This window comes from Falsirhodobacter halotolerans (assembly GCF_022899245.1).
GTDB classification, from domain to species: domain Bacteria; phylum Pseudomonadota; class Alphaproteobacteria; order Rhodobacterales; family Rhodobacteraceae; genus Falsirhodobacter; species Falsirhodobacter halotolerans.
The window spans coordinates 104950-125912 of sequence record NZ_JALJAZ010000003.1 but is presented as its reverse complement, the minus strand read 5'-3'; the positions used below and the strand labels follow the sequence as shown (position 1 = coordinate 125912).

Below are 20963 nucleotides of genomic sequence, written 5' to 3'. Positions count from 1 at the left end.
TTACGGGGCGGGGCAACCCGCCCTTTTGCCATAAGGGGGGCATATGTCGCATTCGGTGGAACTGTCCGGCATCGGCATGACATTCGGCAGCACGCGGGCCGTGTCGGATGTGTCGTTCAAGGTCGAGGCGGGGGAGTTCTTTTCGATCCTCGGCCCGTCGGGATGCGGCAAGACGACGATCCTGCGGATGATCGCGGGCTTCATCCATCCGACCGAGGGGCGCGTGCTGATCGGCGACCACGACATGGGCACCACCGGGCCGAACCAGCGCCCGACGGCGATGATCTTCCAATCGCTCGCCCTGTTCCCGCTGATGCCCGTGTGGGAGAATATCGCCTTCGGGCTGGAGGCGCGGGGCGTGCCGAAGGCCAAGCGACGCGCGCGGGCGGAGGAGTTGCTGCGCCTGATCGCGCTTGAAGGCTATGGCGACCGGATGCCCGGAGAGCTTTCGGGCGGGCAGCGCCAGCGTGTGGCGATCGCCCGGGCGCTGGCGGTGGAGCCGGGGGTGCTGCTGCTGGACGAGCCGCTCTCGGCCCTTGATCTGAAGCTGCGTCAGCATATGCGGGCCGAGTTGCGGGCCTTGCAGAAGCGGACGGGCGTGACCTTCATCTATATCACCCACGACCAGTCCGAGGCGCTGGCGATGTCCGACCGCGTGGCGGTGATGAGCGAGGGGGTCTTGCAACAAGTGGCCACGCCGCGCGATCTGTATGACCGCCCCGCCACGGGCTTCGTCGCGCGCTTCGTGGGGGAAACGAACGCCATCAAGGGGCGGATCACCGCCGTGGACGGCGGCATCGCGCAGGTGGATACGGCGTTCGGCCCCTTGCGCGGGCGAGCGTCCGGCGTGACCGAGGGGCAGGGGGCCACGCTGTTCGTCCGGCCCGAGGCGCTGGTGCCCGGCGGGGCCACGAACCCCCTGACCGCCACGGTGGAGCGTGTGGATTTCGAGGGTGCCTTTGCCCTCCTGCACGGGCGGATGGCGGATGGCGAGCGGCTGACCGCCTCGGTCGGCAGCACAGATCTGGGGCGGGCCCCGGCCATGGGGGCGGCGGCCACCTTCGGGTTCCATCCCGATCATGCCGTGGTGCTGGCCGATGCGTGATCTTTACGTCCGGTTCGGCGGGGGGCTGGCGACGATCTTTCTGACGCTGGTTCTCCTGTGGGTCGCGGCGATGATCGTCGCGCCCAACATCATGATGCTGGATTACGCGCTGCGCCCCAACCTGCCGCCATCGCAGGCCGGCGGGCCGCTGGATGTCCGCTCGCTCGACAACATCCTCTATCTGGCGGGGGAGCCCACGCACCGGGCGATCTTCTTCAAGACCATATGGGCCAGCGCGCTGGTGGCGGGGGTGACCCTGATCGTCTGCTATCCCATCGCCTATTGGCTGGCGCAACATGCGACGCCCCGGCAGCTGGGCATCGCGCTGATGCTGCTGATCGTGCCGTTTTTCATCAACGAGGTGCTGCGGACCCTTGCCTGGTTCATCCTGCTGGCCTTTCGTGGCCCGCTGAACGCGGTGTTGCAATGGGGCGGGATCATCGACCGGCCGATCCGTTGGCAAGGGGATGGCGGCGTGCTGGCGGGGATGGTCTATGCCTATATCCTGTTCATGCTGCTGCCGATCTACAACGCGATCGAAAGCCTTGAAAAAGCGCAGATCGAGGCGGCGCGCGATCTGGGGGCCTCCACCGCCCGCATCCATCGGCGCGTGGTGATCCCCCACGCCAAGGCGGGAATCGCCACCGGCTGCGTCTTCACCTTCATGCTGGCGGCGGGCTCCTATGTCGCGCCCGCGCTTCTGGGCAGCCCCGGAAGCCGTTGGTTCACCGAGATCATCTACAACTGGTTCTTCGAAGGGGGCGACTGGAATCGCGGGGCGGCCTATGCGCTGGTGCTGCTGGTCCTGTGCCTGACGGTGGTGCTGATCACGCTGCGGGTGTTCCGGGTCAATCTGGCGGATGTGGCGAAATGAGCGACCGGATCTTTCGCGCCCTGTTCGTCCTCTATCTGGTGGCCTTCGCCATCTTCCTGTTCGCGCCATTGCTGGTCATGGCGGCGGCGGCGTTCAACACCAGCCGCTTTCCCACGGTGATCCCGTGGCAGGGCACGACGCTGGAATGGTTTCGCGCGATGTGGAACGACGCGCCGATGTGGGATGCGCTGTGGACCTCGGCCGTCATCGCGGTGGCGGTGGTGGTGGTGTCGCTGCCCATCGGGACGGCGGCGGCGCTGGTCCTGACCTCGCTTCACGCGCGGGCGCGCAGCTTTGCCTATGCCGTCATGGTCTCGCCGTTGCTGACGCCGGGCGTGGTCATCGGCATCGCGACGCTGATCCTGTGGCGGCAGGTGGGCGTGGGCGGGGGGCTGGCGCTGATCGTCATCGCGCAGGTCAGTTTCATCAGCTGCTATGTCATGCTGATGGTCGTGGCCCGCCTTCAACGGTTCGATCCCGTGCAGGAGGAGGCGGCGCTTGGCCTTGGCGCCTCGCGCGTCATGGTGTTCCGTCGGGTGCTGCTGCCGTTCCTGCGCCCGGCGCTGGTGGCCGCAGGGGGGTTGGCCGTCCTGCAATCCATCGAGAATTACAACACCACCCTGTTCGTGCGCGGGTTCGAGACGCCGCTGACGGTGTTCATCGCAACCAAGGTGCGCACGGGGCTGACGCCTGCGGTGAACGCGCTGGCGCTGGTGATGATCGCCGTGGCCGTTCTGGGGGCGATACTTTACGAAATTCGCAGGCGGCGCGCATCGGGGGCATGAGATGACGGCAACGGTGGAACAGGGGCTGCAGGCGGCGGGGGTGGGACGGTTCCAGCACCGGCTGTTCGTGATCTTCGGGCTGGTCTGGTTCGCCGACGCGATGCAGGTCCTGTCCATCGGGTTCAGCGCGCCGTCCATTGCCGCCACATTCGGCATCACCGTGCCGGAGGCGCTGTCCACCGGCACGCTGTTCTTTCTGGGAATGCTGGTCGGGGCCTTCGCCTTCGGGCGGCTGGCCGACCGGATCGGCCGCCGTCCGGTTCTGATGATCGCCGTGGTGCTGGATGCGGTATGCGGGGTGGCCTCCGCCTTTGCGCCGGATTTGCAATGGCTGCTGGTCCTGCGGTTTCTGACGGGGGTCGGGGTCGGGGGGACGTTGCCCGTCGATTACACGATGATGGCAGAGTTTCTGCCCACCGCGCGCCGGGGGCGGTGGCTGGTGTTTCTGGAATCCTTCTGGACGCTGGGCACCATCGCTCTGGCCGTTCTGGCGCTGGTGGCCGCGCGTCATGGCGACGATGCATGGCGCATCATCTTCTTCGTGACGGGCATTCCCGCGCTGATCGGTGTTGTATTGCGGTTTCATATCCCGGAATCGCCACATTTCCTGAACCGGACCGGCCGGGGGGGGGAGGCGCGTCAGGTGCTTCAGCGTGTGGCCGCAACCAACGGATCGACCGCAGAGATCGCCCCCCTGCTGGCCGACCGGATGGAACGGCCGCGGCTGTCCGCGTTGTTCAGCCCCGCCTTTCGGCGGCGCAGCCTTGCACTGATGGCCGCCTGGGGGCTGATCTCGATCACCTATTACGGGCTGTTCGTCTATCTTCCCATCCGGCTGTCGTCCGAAGGGTTCGGTTTCATGCGCGGGCAGGAATTCCTGATCCTGATCGCGCTGGTCCAGCTTCCGGGATATGCGCTGGCCGCCTATGGGGTGGAGGCGTGGGGACGCAAGCCCACGCTGATCGCGTTTCTGCTGCTGGGGGCGGGGGGGTGTCTGCTTTACAGCTTTGGCACGACGACGCCGGTGGTCATCGGATCGACCTTGCTTCTCAGCTTTGCGCTCTTGGGAACGTGGGGGGCGCTTTATGCCTTCACGCCCGAGGTGTATCCGACCGGCCTGCGAGCCAGCGGCATGGGCTTGGCCGGGGCGACGGCGCGGTTCGGGGGGCTTTTGGCCCCGTCCATCGTCGCGCCGGTGATGAGCGGGCATTTCACCCTGTCGCTGGCGATGCTGTCGGCGTTTCTGGTCCTGTCGGCCTTTGCCATTCGCATGGTGGACGTGGAATCACGCCACCGCGCGCTGGATTGACGGGGCGCAGGGCGATGGGATTTACGGCGTTCCGCCATCATCACACACGGTTCATCGCGTTCTGCGCCGTGCTGGGCATCGTCTTTGCCGCAACCATCGGGGTCTTGCGCCCCGAGGAGGCGTTCATCCTTGGGTTCGACGTGGGAGCCGTGGTGTTCATCGCATCGGTGATCCCGCTTTGGGCATACGGGACGCCCAAGGCGCCGAAGCCCGTCCCGTCCGATGCGGAAGACGACGACGGCGGGCGGCTTTTGCTGCCCTTCGTGGCCCTGATGGCGCTTCTGGCGGTGCTTGTGGCGGTGGTGCGCATGATGAGTGCGCGATCCTCCCTGACCGGGCTGGACGCGGGGGCCATCGCCGGAACGTTGGTTCTGGCGTGGCTGTTCGCCAATCTTGTGGTGGCCTTCCATTATGACCGTGTCGCCGGTCGCGATCCCAAGGCGATCGAGTTTCCCGGCACTGCGGCGCCCGCTTTTTCGGATTACGTCTATTTCTCGTTCATTATCGGCATGACCTGCCAGACGGCGGATGCCGCCATTGGGTCTCCCCGGCTGCGCAAGCTGGCGACATTGCACGGGATCGTCGTGTTCTTCTTCAACCTTGGCGTGCTGGCGTTGACGGTGAACGTGCTGTCCGGGGTGCTCTGACTGAAGACATGCTAATAATGATTATGTGATTACCTCCGGCTTGCCGAGCGGACCCTCACCATAGGCAAGAACCAACATTGACAGACAGGGTTTTCTGGAACAAATATAGAACAATCGTTCGTCACCAGAGGAGCCTGACACTGCCATGTCCGCTCATCCATCCCACACGGCACATCCTGTGCAGCGCCCGAAGATCGTCACGCGCCAAGGGGACGGTGCCCGCCACAAGTCTTCACCGTCCGGTGAATGGCAAGCCGGCTGCCCGGGCGGGGAAAACCCTCGATCTTGAACGGGAGGCCTGCGATGGCACGGGTCATTTCCGTCTTTCTGCCGACCTGGCCGACCGATCGGCTCCGCCGCCGGGTGGACAGCGCGCCGTCGGCTGAACGGCCCTTGATCACCGCAGGGCGCATTGGCAACCGTCGCCTTGTGATCGCCGCCGACGCGGGGGCGCTGGCCTTGGGCCTGCACGTCGGTATGCCGGTCAGCAAGGCTCAGGCTTTGGCGCCGGGCCTGCTGATCGAAGCCGCGAACCCCAAGGGCGATGCTGAAAGCTTGGAGCGTCTCGCCCTCTGGGTGGTGGAGCGCGTCAGCCCGATGGTGGCGGTGGATCCGCCCGACGGGCTGGTCATCGATTCCACCGGGGCCGACCACTTGCACGGAGGCGAGGCCGAGATGATCGACGCGCTGCTGGGACGCCTGCTGATGTCGGGGGTGACCGCACGCATTGCGATCGCCGACACGTGGGGTGCTGCACATGCGCTGGCGCGCTTTGCCGCCGATCCGACCTATCTTGCGGATCCGGGCCAGACCGATGCGGCCCTTGCGCCGTTGCCGCTTGACGCCTTGCGTCTTCCGCCCGCCGTGGTGTCTGGGCTGCACGATCTGGGCTTTTCGGCCATCGGCGATTTTCTTGGCCAGCCGCGCGGCCCCCTGACCCGACGCTTCGGGCCAGAGCTGTGGCGCCGTCTCGATCAGGCTTTCGGCGATGCGGCAGAGCCGATCGTGCCCCTGCGCCCCGAGGGGCTGATCGAGGTCCGCCGGACCTTTTTCGAACCGATCGGGGCCGCCGAAACGATCGCCCGCTATATCGGCAAGCTGGTTGCGGCGCTTTGCGCCGCGCTGGAAGAACGTGGCCTCGGCGCCCGCAGGTTGGATCTGATGTGCCATCGCGTCGACAATCGAACCCAGGCGGTGCGTGTCGGTCTGGCCGTGCCGCAGCGCGACCCGGCGCGGCTGACGCGCCTTCTTTGCGACAAGATCGAGACCATCGCCCCCGGCTTCGGGATCGAGATCATGACTCTGGCCGCCACCCTTGCCGAACCCTTGGGCGCAACGCAGGTCAGCAGCCTTGATGCCACGGGGCCGGACTTGTCGGGCCTGATCGACGTGCTGGCGAACCGCGTCGGCCCGCGCGGCATCTATCGCATGGCCCCGGTGGCCAGCGATGTGCCGGAGCGGTCGGCCCGCCGCGTCGCGCCCCTGGCCGAGGATACGGGCGCAGGCTGGCCCGATCACTGGCCCCGCCCCTCGCGCCTTCTGCGCACGCCCGAGCCGATCGAAACCCTCGCCCTGCTGCCCGATCATCCGCCGAACTGGATCGCATGGCGCGGAATCCGCCACCGCATCCGCCGCGCGGACGGGCCGGAGCGGATCTTCGGCGAATGGTGGGCCCGGGACGCCGAGATGATCGCCGTGCGCGACTATTTCCGCATCGAGAACGAGGCCGGGGAACGCTATTGGATCTTTCGCGCGGGCGACGGCGAGGATGCCGCCACCGGATCCCATCGCTGGTTCCTGCATGGGGTGTTCGGATGATCGGCTCGTGCAACGCTCAAGTCCCCCTGCACGTGGGACGGGGGCGTCGGCGCGAGATGGGAATGATCAGCCCGTGACGCGGCGCAGGAAGGCGCGGGTGCGGGGATCTTGCGCATTCTCGAATATCTGCGCGGGCGGGCCGGATTCGACGATGTGCCCGCCATCCATGAAGATGACGCGGTCGGCGATCTCACGGGCGAACTGCATCTCATGCGTGACGATCAGCATGGTCTGATGGCGTTCGGCCACGCGGCGCATCAGATCCAGCACCTCCCCCACCCATTCGGGGTCGAGGGCCGAGGTCGGTTCGTCGAACAGCATCAGATCGGCGTCCAGCGCCATCGCGCGTCCGATGCCCACCCGCTGCTGCTGCCCGCCGGACAGGGCGGCAGGAAAGCTGTCCGCCTTGTCGCTCAGCCCCGTTTCGGCCAGGATCGCGTCCGCTCGGGCCTCGGCGTCCGCCCGGGGGCGACGCTGCACGGTGATCAGCGCCTCGGTGATGTTCTGGCGCGCGGTCTTGTTGGCGAACAGGGCATAGTTCTGGAAGACGAAGGCCGTCCTGCGCCGCAGGCCCAAAATGTCGGCCTTGCTGGCGCGGGCCGCATCCACCGTCAGATCGCCCACCGTGATCGTGCCCGCATCCGGCCGATCCAGAAAGTTGATGCAACGCAGGAGCGTAGATTTGCCGGTGCCCGAAGGCCCGATGATCACCACCCGCTCCCCCGCCTGAATGGTCAGGTCGATCCCGTTCAGGACCGTGTTCGCGCCGAAGCGTTTGGTCAGACCGTCCAGCCGGATCATCGCGTGAATGCCCTGTTCAATGAAACCTCGATCCGGCGCTGCACGAAGGACAACGCTTCGACGATGGCCCAGTAGATGATGGCGACCACGATGAACGCCTCGAAGTAAAGAAAGCTGCTGGCGGCTTCCTTCTGGGTGGCGCCCATCATCTCGGTCACGCCAAGGGTGAAGGCCAGCGAAGTGCTTTTGATCATGTCGATGAAATAGTTGACCAGCGTGGGGGCGGCGACGCGCGCTGCCTGCGGCAGAATGATGCGGCCCATCATCTGGCCCCGCGTCATGCCCACGGCCTCCGCCGCTTCCCACTGGCTGCGATCGACGCCGATGATGGCGGCACGAATGCTTTCGGCCATATAGGCGCTGAAATGCAGCGTCAGGCCGATGATCGCCGCCTGCACCCCCGTCATCCCCGTCAGGAAGGGCATGACCTGCGGCAGTCCGTAATAGAACAGGAACAGTTGCACCAGAAGCGGCGTGCCACGGAAAAAGCTGATGAACAGGACCACGACCTGATCCAGCACCGGAATGCGCGCCACCCGTTCCATCGCCAGAACACAGCCGAGGATCAGCGCGCAGACCATGCCGACGCCGGCCATGAACAGCGTCAGCGGCAGATAACCCAGAAGAATGGGCACCAGACCCAGCATGAAGTCGAGGTCCAGTGCCCTCATGTCATTCGGCCAGCGGTTGGGTCACGTCGGCCTTCAGCCATTTTTCGGAAATCGCGGCCAGCGTGCCGTCTTCCTTCATGGCGGTGATGGCGGCGTCGACCTTGTCGCGCAGCTCTGCGTCGGACTGACGGAAGGGCAGCGCGTTCTGGATCTCGCTGAATGGCTCTCCCGCCAGAACCAGCGGCAGCGGGCTTTCGGCAATGACCTGCGCCGACGACACGCGATCCATCACGAAGGCGTCCACGCGGCCAAGCGCGGTGTCCTGCTCGATATTGGATTCATAGGTGCGGATGTCGATCTCGTCGGCATAGGGCAGTTCGCGCAGAAGCTGTTCGTAGTTCGAGCCGAGGTTGACGGCCACGCTCTTGCCTTTCAGCGACTCAGGTCCGGTGACCTCACCCTCGTTCCCTTGCCGGGTGACGACTTGCGCCCCGTCATAGACATAGGGCTGGGTCAACAGGAACTTCGCCTCACGTTCGGGCGTAATGGTGATCTGGTTGGCCACGGTGTCGATACGGTCCGATTCCAGCGCGCCGATCAGGCCCGAGAAGGACATGGTCACGAATTCCACATCCATGTCGGTTCGAGCGCCGATTTCGTTCATGAAATCCACCTCGAATCCCTGCAGCGTGTCGTTGCGGGTGAAGGTGAACGGGAAATACCCGCCCGACATGCCCACGCGCAGCGTTTCCGACAGGGCCGGGGTGGCAAGGGCCGCGACCGAGGTCATGACGGCGGCGGCGACGGAAAGAGCCTTCAGCATGGGAAATCCTTGAGAAGTGACATCGGGATGCCCGAAATGACGCCGGAACGGGCGACATGCAAGCGGTGCCGGGGAAACAAGGATGAACGTCGTTCGGTTCCCCGTCGCACCGGACGGCTTTTCCACGCGCGCAGGCAATCTGGGACCGTCCTTCCTCCCTGTCAGATTCGATCCTGCCGCGCGGCAAAGCCCTTGGCCAGAATCGCGCCGGTCGGACGGTCGGTGGGGGACCCGCCCAAAGGTTCCAGCGTGATCTCGTACAGCTGGCCATCCGCAGGCACGGGCAGCGTCGGGGGGGCCAGCGTCTCGGTCCGGTCCGTGTTCAGCAACCCCAGGGAGACCGGACCACGGTCTGTCGAGGGCAGCGTCCACACCTGCATCTGCCGCCCCTCGGGCACGGCGACGTCGCTTACAAACCGGATGCGGGCGGTCTCGTGGCCGTAATCCTCGACAATGGCGCGGGCGGCTCCGGCCTCGTCCATCAGGACGGCCACGACCACCGGCTCCGGTCCCAGGGTCCGCCCGCCAAGATAAAGGCCGACCATCAGCGCCACCGCCGCCGCGACGGCGGTGGGCAGGAACCGGCGCAGTCGGGGCGCGAAGGGTCGGTTGGCCGCCGGGGGCACCGCGCCAATCTGCGGGGCGATGCGGTCCCAAAGGTCGTCGGGCAGGGTCACGGCGGGCGCGGTCTGATCCAGCGGCAGGAATCGGTCGCGCGCGCGTCCGACCGCCTGCGCCCATTGCGCATCGCGGGACAGTTTCGCCTCGAGCCGTGCGGCGTCGTCCGCGTCGCACAGGCCAAGGACGAACGTGTCGGCAAGGTCGTCGATGTCACGGCTCATGACAGGCACCCCCGCAATGTTTCCAGCCCCCGCCGGATCTTCGACTTGCACGTGCCAAGCGGCACGGCCTGAAGGGCGGCGATCTCGCCATGGCTGTAACCGCCGACATATGCAAGCAGGATCGCGTGGCGGGACGATCCATCCAGCGTGCCCAGACAGTCGCGCAAGGCCATCGGCCCGAGCGTGTCCCAGGCCTGACCGGCGGCCATCTGCCGCCCGTCCTGCAGGTCCTGCAATGTGTCGCCGTCCACATGGGACAGGCGCGCCCCGTCGCGCAGGATGTTCAGGCACCGATTGCGCAGAATGGCGAACACCCATCCCCGCGCCGACCCCTGCCCCGCACGGAACTGCCCCGCCTTGCGCCATATCTGGACCATCGCATCCTGCACCGCTTCTTCGGCCAGATCGCGCCTTCGCAGCATCCGGGTGGCCACGCCCAGAAGGCGGCTGCCCTCGGCGTCCATGATCCGGCGCAGGGCCGATCGGTCGCCCCGCGCGCAGGCGGCAAGGGCAAGGGTCATGTCGCACCCATGGGGCTCGGTCATCCGGCGGTCCTCCCTGTCGCCGGGCGCCCCCGACGTCGTGTGAAGGATGACGTGCGACGTGCGGGATGAAAAGCCGTTCCCCTGCGACACTTTGACGAAATGGCAAAAAAATCGTCCGCTCATGCATCCAAATCCGCATCCCGTGTGTTCTTCACGTCAGAGGCGGCATGAGGGCCGTCCGTCACACGAGAGGATACGAGATGAAAACGCTTCACACCGCCCTGTTGACCGGCACCGCCATCGCCTTCGCCGCACCTGCCCTCGCCGCGCCCGTGGTCGGCCTGGTGAACGGCAACACGCTGGTGATGTTCGACACCGACACCCCGGCGGACGTGACGATGATGGAAGTGTCGGGCACCGGCACGCTGGTCGGGATCGACCTGCGCCCGTCCAACAACACGCTGGTCGGCGTCACCTCGGACAACGAGATCGTGACGATCGACACCACGAGCGGCGCGGCCACCGCCCTGTCCACCATGGACACCGAACTGCCGATGGCCGACACCCCGGTGATCGTGGACTTCAACCCGATGGCCGACCGCCTGCGTCTGATGACCGGCACGACCAACCACCGCGTTAACGTGGACACGGGCGAAGTGACCGTGGACGGTTCGCTGGCGTTCGAGGACAACGACATGCACGCCGGCGAAGAGCCGATGATCGCGGCGGCGGCCTACACCAACTCCTACGGCAAGCCCGAAGCGACGGCGATGTATGACATCGACACCACCATCGGCGCGCTGATCCGTCAGACCTCGCCCAACGATGGCACGCTGGCCGCCGTGGGCAAGCTGGGCTTCGAGATGGACGGGTCGACCCCGGCCTTCGACATCCAGACGACCGAGGATGGCACCAACACCGCGTGGCTCGTCGCGTCCTCCACGATCTACACCGTGGATCTGGAGACGGGCATGGCGACCGAGGTCGGGACGCTGGAAGGCATCGACGGCGAGCTGACCGACATCGCCGTTCTTCCGGCCATGTGATCCGGATCGGGGCGCCCTTCACGGGCGCCCCGTTTTCTTTCTGTCGGGCAGACATCCCGCAGTTCATGCTTTTCATTCACGTTCGCGTCAGGCATCCATTGGACATATCCGTGGTGTCCGAGGAGCGTGTCCATGATCCGCCGTTTCAGCCCAGCCGTCATCGCCTTTGCCGTCTTGCCCGTGCCCGCCCTTGCGCAGACGGGCCCCGATACCGGCGCTTGTGGCCAGCCCCTTGCGTTGACGCAGATGCAGGCAGACCCCCTGACCCCCGGCTTCTCCGACATTTCGCTGGTGTTGAAGCCGCAGCGGTCCGACCCCTCCTATCTTCAATTCGATGTGGCCGAGCGGACGGAGATCACGTTCGAAACGCTGGCCCGGAACGCGGACCCGGCGCTTGCGCTGTTTGCCGAAGGCGGACGCACGATCAGTTGGGACGATGACGGCGCGGGCGATCTGGACGCCCGCCTGTCCGCCACGCTAGAGCCGGGGGCATATTGCGCGCAGGTTCGTCTGATCGGGGCCGAACCCGTCAGCGGGGCGACGGTCGTTCTTTTGGGCACGGAAGGCTTGCCGCCCGACCCGCGCGAGGCCGAGTATGCCGAACTGGCCGCGATGTGCGCCGATCCCGCCCGCGCGCCCGTTCTGTCGGACAACCTGCGCGCAGGCGACACCCACACGGGTGAGGGGAGCCTGACCTACGCCCAGCCTTCGGGGGCGTTCCGCATCAGCCTGCCGGACGATGCGACGCTGCAGGTCGATGCGCTCAGCGACGCGCTGGACACGGTGCTGTCGATCCATGACATGGATGGCGCGCTTCTGTTCGAAAATGACGACCATGAGGAGATGTCGGGCGGGAACAGCCGCATCACGCAGCCGGTCGCGGCGGGCGATTACTGTCTGGTCGTCAAACCCTACAGCGAAAGCGAGGGGGCCTTTACCCTCTCCGTGGCGGCGATGAACGACGGGGCGGCGGTCGCGGCCGGGGATTTGACGATTCCCGAAGACGGGGGCGCGGCGGTCGAGGATCTGGGAACGCTCGACACCGGCATTCTGGAAAGCTCGACCTATGGCGGGGATCAAGCGCTGTGGGTCGCGTTCTCCAGTGACACCCCCGGTCCGGTCCAGGTCGATGGCATGAACATGAACGGTGCGTTCCGTCTGGTGCTGTTCGACGCCGAGGGGACGGAGATCCAGACGGTCGCAAGCGCAACCTCGACGGTCGCGAGCCTCGATCTCGACGATCTGCCGGTGGGGCGGTATTTCGTGGCGATGGCCGATGCCGAAATGACGTCCGGCGTGCCGATGCGGCACATCCGCATCCAACGGAACTGATCCCGCGGGGGAACCCCAAGGGGACGTGAGTGGTTTCTCCTCCGATCTCAAGAGGAGAAAGACATGACGATGCGGCGGACGCGACACACATTGCTTACCACGACGGCGGCGCTCTCGGTGGCTATCGGCACGATCGCGCCGCTGCCGGTTCTGGCGCAACCGGCGCAAACGCCCCCGGCGGCGACCCCGAATGCCGCCACCCCCCCGGAAGCGGGGCCGGAGGCGACCACCCCGCCCGAAGAAACCCCCGCCGAGGACGCCACCGCGCCGGAGGAGGACGCCCCCGACGAGGACATGGCAGAGCCGGAAACCCCGGCCGAGGATGCCCCCGCAGCGGACCGGGCGCCCGACGCCACCACCGAAGCGACACCCCCCGAGGCCGCAATGGATGCGCCTCAAGCTGCGTCGGACGCTGCGCCCGAAGCCTCCGAGGCACCGGAGACGGCCCCCGCGCCCGCAACGGATGCACCCGAAACCTCTGAGACGACGGAGCCGGCCCCCGCGCCCGAACCCGAAGCGCCGGCAGATGACGCACCGGCCACGGCGCCGATGTCGAACGAGGCCGCCGAACCGGAAGCCACGCCGGAAGCCGAGCCCGAGGCCGCCCCGGCGGCACAGGGGGATGCGCCCAAGGCCGAACCGGCCCCCACTGCATCCACCACCGCGACCGAGGCCCCGGCCGACGCGCAGCCGTCCGAACAGCAGCCGTCCGAACAGGCGGAGGGCGTTCTGGATGCCATTCTGGGCGGCGCAGGACTTGGCGGAGTCGCCGCCGGGGCTGCGGCCACCGACGCACCGGATTCCGCCGCGACCGAGGAGACCACCACCGAGATTACCGAAGAGAACGCACGCTCCAGCTCCGAGGATTTCGCGACCACCGCATCCGGCGAAACCCGTTCGGAAAATCGCGATCGCGGCGGGCTCAGCGATCTGCAGAAGGCCGGGCTTCTGGCCCTTGGTGGCCTGACCGTCGGTGCCCTGCTGGGCAATGGCAACGAAGTTGTCTCGAACACCGGCGACCGGGTCGTGGTGCGTCAGAACGACGGGAACTATACCGTCCTGAAGGACGATGACGCCCTTCTGCGCCAACCGGGCAGCACGGTGCGGACCGAAAACTTCACCGACGGGTCCACCCGGTCCACGGTCGAATACACCGATGGATCGCGTGTGGTGACCGTGCGCGATGCTTCGGGCCGTGTTCTGCGCCGCGAACGGATCGACCCGGTCGGCCAACAGGTCCGCCTGTTCGATGACACGGCGCAGGTCGCGCCCGTCGACACTTCGGTCCTGCCCCAGGCGCGCGACGACGTCCGCGTGGCGGCCAGCGACCGCTCCGGCCTGCAGGCCGCGCTGGACCGGATTGCGGCGCGGGAAAACGCCCGGGCCTATTCGCTGTCGCAGGTCCGCGATTACCGTCAGGTGCGCGCCCTGGCTCCGGTGGTCGATGTCAACAACATCACCTTCCGGTCGGGATCCGCGGCGATCGACGTTTCGCAGGCCGAACAGCTTTCGGAGCTGGGCAATCTGATGCGCGACATGATCGCCGACCGCCCGGGCGAGGTGTTCCTGATCGAAGGGCATACCGACGCCATCGGCTCTGCCGCATCCAATCTGGCGCTGTCGGACCGGCGCGCGGAATCCGTGGCCTTGGCATTGACCGAGTATTTCGATGTGCCGCCGGCGAACATGGTCGTGCAGGGTTACGGCGAAAGCGATCTGCGCGTGGACACGCAGCAGGATGAACCGCGCAACCGCCGGGTTGCGGTGCGGATCATCACGCCGCTTCTGCAAACGGCGCAGGCGCGCTGATCGGGGCCCGGGGGTTCGCCCCCGCCCCACCCCTCACGCTGAAAGGACCGAATGGCCTCGCATATTATCGTCATGGGCGTTTCCGGGTGTGGAAAGTCCCATATCGGCAAGGAATTGGCGGCCCAGCTTGGCCGCCCTTTCATCGAAGGGGACGCGTTTCACTCCGCACACAGCCGGCGGAAGATGCGCGATGGCATCCCGCTTGAGGATGACGACCGATGGGACTGGCTTCGCCGTGTCGCGTTTAGGATGACTGCGGAAGGGCGGCCAACCGTGGCCGCCTGTTCGGCCCTGAAGCGCTCCTATCGTGATCTTCTGCGGCAATCCGTCGATGGCAGGCTTGTGTTCCTGCATCTTCATGCACCGCAGGACGTGCTTTTGTCGCGGATCAAGGATCGGTCGGGGCATTTCATGCCATCCTCCCTTCTGCAAAGCCAGTTCGACACGCTGGAACCGTTGGGCGCCGATGAAAACGGGGTGATGGTGGATGTGACGCCGCCGATTGCAGTGGTGGTTCAGGACGCCCTCATGGCCATTTGGCGCGGTATGGACTCGGTGGAACACGCGTCCAACGGACGAGGCGGCAAAAAAGACCGGTTCAGTAACGGCGTGTGATTGAACAGCGGCGGATCGTATCTACCTCGACCTGGTAATTCGAAAGGAAGACCATGTCGCTCGACCCCCTGTTTCGCCCGTTTACCCTGAAGGGGTTGACGCTTCCCAACCGTATCGTCATGGCCCCGATGACCCGCGGCATGGCCCCGGAGGGCATCCCCGGCACACCCCAAGCCGAGTATTATCGCCGCCGCGCCGAGGGCGAGGTCGGCCTGATCCTGACCGAAGGCACGGTGATCGCCCGTCCCGCCTCGCGCAACCTGCCGGGTATTCCGCTTTTCCACGGCAAACCGGCCTCGGACGGATGGGCCGATGTCGCGCGCGCAGTGCATTCCGCCGGGGGCAAAATCGGCCCGCAGATCTGGCACACCGGATCGACCCGCGCCAGCGAATGGGAGCCGGACGCCCCGGTCGAAAGCCCCTCCGGTCTGGTCGGCCCGGGTGAGACGCGCGGAAAGGTGATGAACGACCGCGATATCGCGGACGCCATTGCCGCATTCGCCAAGGCGGCGGAGAACGCCAAGACGCTCGGCTTCGACGTGGTGGAGATCCATGGCGCGCATGGGTATCTGATCGACCAGTTCTTCTGGGGGGAAACCAACCTGCGGGATGACAGTTTCGGCGGCGCGACGATCAAGGATCGCTCCCGCTTCGCGCTGGAGGTCGTGAGGGCCGTCCGCGCCGCCGTGGGGCCCGACTTCCCCGTTCTGTTGCGGGTCAGCCAGTGGAAGCAGCAGGATTACACCGCGCGCCTAGCCACCACCCCGGACGAGATGACGGACTGGCTTGCCCCGCTGGTCGATGCGGGGGTGGACATCCTGCACTGTTCGCAACGGCGCTTCTGGGAACCCGAATTCGCCGATCTGGATCCCACGCTCAACTTCGCCGGATGGGCGAAGAAGCTGACCGGGGCCGCGACGATCAGCGTGGGCTCGGTCGGGCTGAGCTCGGAATTCCTTGCGGCATTCTCGGGCGAAAGCTCGGATCATTCTTCGCTCGACGATCTGGTCGCCCGGATGGAGCGGGAGGAGTTCGACCTGATCGCGGTGGGCCGGGCGCTGATCTCGGACTCGGAATGGGTGCGCAATGTGCGCCTTGGCCGCGACCTGCGCGGGTTCCACGCCGAGGATCTGAAGCAGCTGGCCTGACAAAGGGCGGCCCGCCATCACGGCGGGCCGCATGTTCAGAAGACGACGACGCTGCGGATGCTTTCGCCGCGATGCATCATCTCGAACCCCTTGTTGATATCCTCAAGCCGCAGGGTGTGCGTGATCATCGGGTCGATCTCGATCTTGCCGTCCATGTACCAGTCCACAATCTGCGGGACGTCGGTCCGTCCGCGCGCGCCGCCAAAGGCGGTGCCCTTCCACACGCGCCCGGTCACCAACTGGAACGGGCGGGTCTGGATTTCCGCCCCCGCCGGCGCCACGCCGATCACCACGGACACGCCCCAACCGCGATGCGTGCATTCCAGCGCGTCGCGCATGACCTTGACGTTACCCGTGCAGTCGAACGAATAATCTGCGCCGCCGATCTGATCGAACGGGGTCTTGGTCATCCCGACGATATGCGAAACGATGTCGCCCTCGATCTCGGTCGGGTTGACGAAATGGGTCATGCCGAACCGCTCGCCCCATTCCTTGCGATCGTTGTTCAGGTCGACGCCGATGATCATGTCGGCCCCGGCCATCTTCAACCCTTGGATGACGTTCAGCCCGATCCCGCCCAGACCGAAGACCACCGCCTTGGAACCGATCTCCACCTTGGCGGTGTTCAGGACGGCCCCGACCCCGGTCGTGACACCGCAGCCGATATAGCAGATCTTGTCGAATGGAGCGTCATCACGCACCTTGGCCAGCGCGATTTCGGGCACGACCGTGTGGTTGGCAAAGGTGGAACAGCCCATGTAGTGGTGGATCGGCGTGCCGTCCAGCATGGAAAAGCGCGTCGTGCCGTCCGGCAGAAGCCCCTGCCCCTGCGTCGCGCGGATCGAGGTGCACAGGTTCGTCTTGCGGCTGAGGCAGCTGGGGCATTCGCGGCATTCGGGTGTATAGAGCGGAATGACGTGATCGCCGGGTTTGAGCGAGGTGACCCCTTCGCCCACTTCCAAGACGACGCCCGCACCCTCATGGCCCAGAATGGCGGGGAAAAGCCCTTCGGGATCGGCCCCGGACAGGGTGAAGTCGTCCGTGTGGCACAGGCCGGTGGCCTTGATCTCGACCAGAACCTCTCCGGCTTTGGGGCCTTCCAGGTTCACGTCCATGATCTCAAGCGGTTGGCCGGGGGCGACGGCGACGGCGGCACGGGTGCGCATGGGGATGATCCTTCGTGGTATGGGGATTGGCATTCGGCAAATCACACCCGTAGCATTTTGACAAGTAGGCCCTTTTTCGCGCCATTTAACTTGTCGGCCCACATATTCGGAATTAGGATCATCTTGATAAGGTGCCTTGCCCGTATCCGAGTTTATGCTGTTTTCAGATTTATGAATAAGGTGACCCAGCCATGGAACCTGAACTGAACGATCTCTCACTTGCCGAATTGAAGGCGCTGGATAAGAAAATTGGCAAGGCGATTGCCACGTTCGAAGCACGTCATAAAAAGAGACTTTTTGATGTTCTTCAGAATGTGGCTCGTGAACAAGGGGTTAGCATGGACGAGCTGATCGACGCGGCACAATCGGGGAATGCCCGCCCAGGATTGCCAGCACGATACGCCAATCCCGACAACCCGAACGACACCTGGTCGGGCCGGGGGCGCAAACCGCAATGGTACAGCGCGGCCATTGAACGGGGAATGGAGCCAAAGGAATTGGCCATCTGAGCAGGGGGAATTGGCGGTCAGGGAGTGGTGAGCCAAAGGCGTATCATCGCCGCCTCGGGCGTGTCGGTGCCGCCGTCTTCCACCCCCGTTTGCCAAAGCGCGGCCCCGGCGGCATAGCTTCCCGCCGCAAGTCCACCGCGCAGGCACTGGCTGACCACCCGTATGCGCGTGCCCCGCGTCACGGCGCGGGCCATGACCTCCGCCAAGCCGGGGGTCGCCATCATCGTGCCGGCCCCGAACACCCGCAGCACGGCCCCGTCCAAGGGGGCCAGCATCGCCTCCAGCACCTCGGGGGTAAGGCCGGGCGTCAGGGTCAGAATGGCAAGTCGCCGCCCGTCGAACCGACGCAGATCCGGCGCCGCAGCCACGGCCTGCGGGATCGCAACGAAAGCATCCGCCTGGTGGCTGTCGATCTTGACCAGCCCCCCTGCCGGGAGCAGCGCCCCGTTGAACGCCAGAAAAACGCCGCCCTCCCCATCCAGGGCGGACAGGGCTATGTCGAGGTTGCCCTCCGCATCGCCACCCTGCCCCAGGGGGGTCATGGACGCGCACAGGATGACCCGGCGCCCCGTCCCCGCCAAGGCCTGCGACAGGGCCGCCCCGGTGAAGGACAGGGTGTCGGTCCCGTGGGTCAGCAGAACCGGCACGCCCGGATGCCGGTCGATCGCGTCCAGCATCCGGTTCCACTCGGCAGGTCCGACATCGGCGCTGTCCAGCAGCGGATCGAAGACGTGAACCGTCAGGCCCGACCGGCGGGCTGCCACCGCCGCCTCCACCACGCCGGCGCGGGGACGAAGGCCGTCCGGTCCCGCCACCATCCCGATGGTTCCGCCGGTGTGCAGAAGCAGCGCCATATCAGTATCCGTCCCGAACCGATCCATCCTCAAGGGCGTCCAGCAGGCCGGAGCAGCCGATCCGGAACAGGGCCGGCGTCACCTGTTGGCCAAACGCGGCATCGGCCTGCGCCAGAAACCCGGCGGCGGCGTCGGCGGTTCGAATGCCGCCCGAAACCTTCAACCCCACCGGCCGGTCCGCTGCGGCGATCGCCCCCAGCAGCGCACCCGCGGCCGCAGGCGTTGCCCCGACCGGAACCATCCCGGTGGAGGTCTTGAGCATGTCCGCCCCCCCGGCGATGGCCGCGCGCGCCAGCGTTGCGTGATCCTCCTCCCGGCATTCGCCCGTTTCAAGGATCGCTTTCAGGGTCAGGCCCGGATGCGCCTCCCGCACGGCACGCACCATCGCCTTCACCGCGTCCGGCCCTTGCCGATAGGGCACGACCAGGTCCAACTCCTGGGCGCCTGCCTCGGCCGCACGGCGGGCCTCGGTCAGAACGTCCGGCACAGAGGCGGATCCCGTGGGAAAGTTCAGGACCGTGGCAACGCGCACCGCGCTTCCCGCCAGAAGATCCCGCGCCTCGGCCACCCAAGGAACATGCACGCACACCGCCGCCACACCCCGGTCCCGCGCCTTTCGACACAGCGCGACAATCGCCTCGCGCGGGGTATCGTCGGACAGGTTCGTCAGGTCGATCACCCCGACGATGCGGGCGATGGTGGCGGGGGGAACGGTCATGCGGCCTCCTGAAATAAGACCCTACAGATGCCACCCTTCCGGGGCGATCACAACAACCACTGAATCCGTGCGGCCGTGGCGGCCCGCAGGGCGATCCGCCCCATGGGGCCCAGGCCCGGCTCCTTGCGGATGCGGGTCAGGCGCCCCTCGTCGCGCTTCAGCCATTCGATCTTGCGCCCCCGAAGGCGGAGTTCATAGGCGTTGTGCGGCGCACCCGCCTCGAACGCGTCGGCCACGCGGGCGGCCAGCGCTGCGCTTTCGATCACGAACCCCATTTCCGTGTTCAATTCCCACGAACGGGGATCGAAGTTGAACGATCCGATGAAGATGCGTTTGCGGTCAACGGTGAAGGTTTTCGCGTGCAGGGTAGAGGCGTGGGCCCGCAGCCGTGCCGTCGATCCCTGCCCCGAACCGCGCCAGCGGCTGCCGATCCCGCGCGGCGTGCGCAGCGGGCCGCTGCCTTGCAGCGATGGCGCGGCGGTCTTGCCGCGCATTTCGAACATGCGGACCCCGGCGCGCAAAAGCGGCAGGCGCGACGGGGCATAGCCTGCATGGACGATGCCGGTATCCGTCGCCTCATAGGCGTTGGTCAGAACCGACACCGACACCCCCGCGCGGGCCAGACGTGCGAGGGCCGCCACCCCATTGCGGCCCGGAACGAAATACCCGGCAACGATGCCCAGTTCATGACGTGGGCGTCCCATCGCGTCGAACATGCGTCCCGCCAGAAGCCCATTCCGACTGGCCTTGCCCAAGGCCTTTTCCGGGTCGTCCGCCATCATCCGCACCTTGGCCCAGGACAAGGGCAGATCGCCGCTCAGGAATCGCGTGATGATGGGCAGGGCCGCGACGCTGCGCATGAAGTCTTCCGCCTTGGGATCCCGCTCCAGCCGGGCGGCGCGGCGGTGCAGCCGGCGCAACAGGCGCGCCGACCCGCGGCCCAGAATGCGCGCTGCGGGATAGGCGGAGCGGCAGTGCCAATAATCCTCGAAACTGGTGGTCACATCCTGCACCACCGGCCCGATGGCCAACACATCCAAATCGGCGAACAACCCGCCATCGCCCGCCCCGAAATATTCATCCCCCACATTGCGCCCGCCGACGATGGTGGCGGCGTTGTCGGCGATGAAGGCCTTGTTGTGCATCCGCCGGTTCAGACGATGGAAATCCAGAAGAAACCCCAACGATTTCGGGAATCGCGGCAGGAAGGGGTTGAAGATGCGGACTTGAATGTTCGGGTGCCGATCCATCGAGGCCAGGATCCGGTCCATCCCCGAAATGCCGTTGTCATCCAGCAGCAGGCGCACCTTCACGCCCCGTTCGGCGGCGCGCAACACCTCGTCCAGCAGGATCGTGCCGGTCAGGTCGCCGTGCCAGATGTAATATTGCAGATCGAGCGTCCGTTCGGCCTGACGGGCAAGAAGAACCCGCGCGGCAAAGGAATCCTGCGCGTCGGTCAGAAGATGGATGCCAGATTTCCCCAGATGCAGACCGACCCGCCGCCGCGCGGCACGGCCAAGCCGGGTCTCCTTCGGATGGGGTCTGGCTGGGCGCGTCCCCTCCGGCTCGTGCGGTGGCAGGCGTGTGGACCGGCTGAGGGCGCAGCAGGCCGTCCCTGCCAGAAGTGCCGCCCATACCCACCGTTTCATTCGCGCCTCCGATCTTA

Annotated in this window: 21 protein-coding genes; 12 read left to right on the top strand and 9 right to left on the bottom strand. The window is 66.3% G+C overall.

The features are described from left to right. Positions 1-43 precede the first annotated feature (43 nt). The 6 genes from MU449_RS15275 to MU449_RS15250 all read left to right on the top strand — a co-directional run bounded on the left by MU449_RS15275 (position 44) and on the right by MU449_RS15250 (position 6538). A complete protein-coding gene (locus tag MU449_RS15275; RefSeq protein ID WP_342345665.1) occupies positions 44-1105 on the top strand; it encodes an ABC transporter ATP-binding protein in 1062 nt (353 codons plus the stop codon). Further along, entirely contained in the window at positions 1098-1979 is an 882-nt protein-coding gene (locus MU449_RS15270; protein WP_244739556.1) for an ABC transporter permease, read from the top strand. Before MU449_RS15275 ends, MU449_RS15270 begins: the two co-directional genes overlap by 8 nt. Next, the gene (locus tag MU449_RS15265) at positions 1976-2764 is read left to right on the top strand and encodes an ABC transporter permease (protein ID WP_244739555.1); all 789 of its coding nucleotides are present in this window, start codon (positions 1976-1978) and stop codon (positions 2762-2764) included. The genes MU449_RS15270 and MU449_RS15265 overlap by 4 nt, the downstream gene beginning before the upstream one ends. Before the next feature lies 1 nt (position 2765). Next, positions 2766-4073: an MFS transporter gene (locus MU449_RS15260; RefSeq protein ID WP_244739554.1), complete on the top strand. Its 1308-nt coding sequence runs from the start codon at positions 2766-2768 to the stop codon at positions 4071-4073. A 14-nt stretch (positions 4074-4087) separates the two neighbouring features. After that, positions 4088-4720: a DUF1345 domain-containing protein gene (locus tag MU449_RS15255; protein ID WP_244739552.1), complete on the top strand. Its 633-nt coding sequence runs from the start codon at positions 4088-4090 to the stop codon at positions 4718-4720. Between the two features lie 303 nt (positions 4721-5023). Continuing rightward, positions 5024-6538 (top strand): Y-family DNA polymerase, encoded by a 1515-nt coding sequence (locus MU449_RS15250; RefSeq protein ID WP_244739551.1) that lies wholly within the window; start codon positions 5024-5026, stop codon positions 6536-6538. Between the two features lie 66 nt (positions 6539-6604). Here the strand turns inward: MU449_RS15250 and MU449_RS15245 are convergent, their stop codons facing one another. The 5 genes from MU449_RS15245 to MU449_RS15225 all read right to left on the bottom strand — a co-directional run bounded on the left by MU449_RS15245 (position 6605) and on the right by MU449_RS15225 (position 10160). Continuing rightward, positions 6605-7339 (bottom strand): amino acid ABC transporter ATP-binding protein, encoded by a 735-nt coding sequence (locus tag MU449_RS15245; protein WP_244739550.1) that lies wholly within the window; start codon positions 7337-7339, stop codon positions 6605-6607. Next, entirely contained in the window at positions 7336-8010 is a 675-nt protein-coding gene (locus MU449_RS15240) for an amino acid ABC transporter permease (protein WP_244739549.1), read from the bottom strand. Before MU449_RS15240 ends, MU449_RS15245 begins: the two co-directional genes overlap by 4 nt. A gap of 1 nt (position 8011) precedes the next feature. Further along, entirely contained in the window at positions 8012-8773 is a 762-nt protein-coding gene (locus MU449_RS15235; RefSeq protein WP_244739547.1) for an amino acid ABC transporter substrate-binding protein, read from the bottom strand. Positions 8774-8934: 161 nt separating this feature from the next. Further along, positions 8935-9615 carry an anti-sigma factor gene (locus MU449_RS15230; protein WP_244739545.1) on the bottom strand — a complete coding sequence of 227 codons (681 nt, stop codon included), beginning with the start codon at positions 9613-9615 and terminating at the stop codon, positions 8935-8937. Continuing rightward, entirely contained in the window at positions 9612-10160 is a 549-nt protein-coding gene (locus tag MU449_RS15225) for a sigma-70 family RNA polymerase sigma factor (protein ID WP_244739543.1), read from the bottom strand. Before MU449_RS15225 ends, MU449_RS15230 begins: the two co-directional genes overlap by 4 nt. Before the next feature lie 200 nt (positions 10161-10360). Here MU449_RS15225 and MU449_RS15220 point away from each other — a divergent pair, with 200 nt between their 5' ends. The 5 genes from MU449_RS15220 to MU449_RS15200 all read left to right on the top strand — a co-directional run bounded on the left by MU449_RS15220 (position 10361) and on the right by MU449_RS15200 (position 16050). After that, positions 10361-11146, top strand: coding sequence for a DUF4394 domain-containing protein (locus MU449_RS15220; protein WP_244739541.1), 786 nt, complete (start codon positions 10361-10363; stop codon positions 11144-11146). 132 nt (positions 11147-11278) lie between these two features. Beyond that, a complete protein-coding gene (locus tag MU449_RS15215) occupies positions 11279-12478 on the top strand; it encodes a hypothetical protein (RefSeq protein ID WP_244739540.1) in 1200 nt (399 codons plus the stop codon). 63 nt (positions 12479-12541) lie between these two features. After that, the gene (locus MU449_RS15210; RefSeq protein ID WP_244739539.1) at positions 12542-14287 is read left to right on the top strand and encodes an OmpA family protein; all 1746 of its coding nucleotides are present in this window, start codon (positions 12542-12544) and stop codon (positions 14285-14287) included. A gap of 51 nt (positions 14288-14338) precedes the next feature. After that, positions 14339-14902, top strand: coding sequence for a gluconokinase (locus tag MU449_RS15205; protein WP_244739538.1), 564 nt, complete (start codon positions 14339-14341; stop codon positions 14900-14902). A gap of 53 nt (positions 14903-14955) precedes the next feature. After that, positions 14956-16050 carry an NADH:flavin oxidoreductase gene (locus tag MU449_RS15200; RefSeq protein WP_244739537.1) on the top strand — a complete coding sequence of 365 codons (1095 nt, stop codon included), beginning with the start codon at positions 14956-14958 and terminating at the stop codon, positions 16048-16050. 35 nt (positions 16051-16085) lie between these two features. Here the strand turns inward: MU449_RS15200 and MU449_RS15195 are convergent, their stop codons facing one another. Further along, positions 16086-17216, bottom strand: coding sequence for an S-(hydroxymethyl)glutathione dehydrogenase/class III alcohol dehydrogenase (locus MU449_RS15195; protein ID WP_244739535.1), 1131 nt, complete (start codon positions 17214-17216; stop codon positions 16086-16088). 191 nt (positions 17217-17407) lie between these two features. Between MU449_RS15195 and MU449_RS15190 the strand changes: the two genes are divergently transcribed. Further along, positions 17408-17725 carry an H-NS histone family protein gene (locus MU449_RS15190; RefSeq protein ID WP_244739533.1) on the top strand — a complete coding sequence of 106 codons (318 nt, stop codon included), beginning with the start codon at positions 17408-17410 and terminating at the stop codon, positions 17723-17725. 17 nt (positions 17726-17742) lie between these two features. On the opposite strand, the gene MU449_RS15185 is transcribed toward MU449_RS15190, so the two are convergent. The 3 genes from MU449_RS15185 to MU449_RS15175 are packed head-to-tail and all read right to left on the bottom strand — an operon-like array spanning position 17743 to position 20946. After that, the gene (locus MU449_RS15185) at positions 17743-18579 is read right to left on the bottom strand and encodes an asparaginase domain-containing protein (protein ID WP_244739532.1); all 837 of its coding nucleotides are present in this window, start codon (positions 18577-18579) and stop codon (positions 17743-17745) included. A 1-nt stretch (position 18580) separates the two neighbouring features. Next, the gene (deoC, locus tag MU449_RS15180; protein WP_244739531.1) at positions 18581-19297 is read right to left on the bottom strand and encodes a deoxyribose-phosphate aldolase; all 717 of its coding nucleotides are present in this window, start codon (positions 19295-19297) and stop codon (positions 18581-18583) included. Between the two features lie 47 nt (positions 19298-19344). Then, complete coding sequence (locus MU449_RS15175) at positions 19345-20946, bottom strand: phospholipase D family protein (RefSeq protein ID WP_244739530.1); 1602 nt, start codon at positions 20944-20946, stop codon at positions 19345-19347. Positions 20947-20963: the final 17 nt, after the last annotated feature.

What these genes read in the sequence shown, in the direction of transcription:
- MU449_RS15275 (WP_342345665.1), top strand. Translation starts at nt 44, where the DNA reads ATGTCGCATTCGGTGGAACTGTCCGGCATCGGCATGACATTCGGCAGC.
- MU449_RS15270 (WP_244739556.1), top strand. Translation starts at nt 1,098, where the DNA reads ATGCGTGATCTTTACGTCCGGTTCGGCGGGGGGCTGGCGACGATCTTT.
- MU449_RS15265 (WP_244739555.1), top strand. Translation starts at nt 1,976, where the DNA reads ATGAGCGACCGGATCTTTCGCGCCCTGTTCGTCCTCTATCTGGTGGCC.
- MU449_RS15260 (WP_244739554.1), top strand. Translation starts at nt 2,766, where the DNA reads ATGACGGCAACGGTGGAACAGGGGCTGCAGGCGGCGGGGGTGGGACGG.
- MU449_RS15255 (WP_244739552.1), top strand. Translation starts at nt 4,088, where the DNA reads ATGGGATTTACGGCGTTCCGCCATCATCACACACGGTTCATCGCGTTC.
- MU449_RS15250 (WP_244739551.1), top strand. Translation starts at nt 5,024, where the DNA reads ATGGCACGGGTCATTTCCGTCTTTCTGCCGACCTGGCCGACCGATCGG.
- MU449_RS15245 (WP_244739550.1), bottom strand. Translation starts at nt 7,339, where the DNA reads ATGATCCGGCTGGACGGTCTGACCAAACGCTTCGGCGCGAACACGGTC.
- MU449_RS15240 (WP_244739549.1), bottom strand. Translation starts at nt 8,010, where the DNA reads ATGAGGGCACTGGACCTCGACTTCATGCTGGGTCTGGTGCCCATTCTT.
- MU449_RS15235 (WP_244739547.1), bottom strand. Translation starts at nt 8,773, where the DNA reads ATGCTGAAGGCTCTTTCCGTCGCCGCCGCCGTCATGACCTCGGTCGCG.
- MU449_RS15230 (WP_244739545.1), bottom strand. Translation starts at nt 9,615, where the DNA reads ATGAGCCGTGACATCGACGACCTTGCCGACACGTTCGTCCTTGGCCTG.
- MU449_RS15225 (WP_244739543.1), bottom strand. Translation starts at nt 10,160, where the DNA reads ATGACCGAGCCCCATGGGTGCGACATGACCCTTGCCCTTGCCGCCTGC.
- MU449_RS15220 (WP_244739541.1), top strand. Translation starts at nt 10,361, where the DNA reads ATGAAAACGCTTCACACCGCCCTGTTGACCGGCACCGCCATCGCCTTC.
- MU449_RS15215 (WP_244739540.1), top strand. Translation starts at nt 11,279, where the DNA reads ATGATCCGCCGTTTCAGCCCAGCCGTCATCGCCTTTGCCGTCTTGCCC.
- MU449_RS15210 (WP_244739539.1), top strand. Translation starts at nt 12,542, where the DNA reads ATGACGATGCGGCGGACGCGACACACATTGCTTACCACGACGGCGGCG.
- MU449_RS15205 (WP_244739538.1), top strand. Translation starts at nt 14,339, where the DNA reads ATGGCCTCGCATATTATCGTCATGGGCGTTTCCGGGTGTGGAAAGTCC.
- MU449_RS15200 (WP_244739537.1), top strand. Translation starts at nt 14,956, where the DNA reads ATGTCGCTCGACCCCCTGTTTCGCCCGTTTACCCTGAAGGGGTTGACG.
- MU449_RS15195 (WP_244739535.1), bottom strand. Translation starts at nt 17,216, where the DNA reads ATGCGCACCCGTGCCGCCGTCGCCGTCGCCCCCGGCCAACCGCTTGAG.
- MU449_RS15190 (WP_244739533.1), top strand. Translation starts at nt 17,408, where the DNA reads ATGGAACCTGAACTGAACGATCTCTCACTTGCCGAATTGAAGGCGCTG.
- MU449_RS15185 (WP_244739532.1), bottom strand. Translation starts at nt 18,579, where the DNA reads ATGGCGCTGCTTCTGCACACCGGCGGAACCATCGGGATGGTGGCGGGA.
- deoC (WP_244739531.1), bottom strand. Translation starts at nt 19,297, where the DNA reads ATGACCGTTCCCCCCGCCACCATCGCCCGCATCGTCGGGGTGATCGAC.
- MU449_RS15175 (WP_244739530.1), bottom strand. Translation starts at nt 20,946, where the DNA reads ATGAAACGGTGGGTATGGGCGGCACTTCTGGCAGGGACGGCCTGCTGC.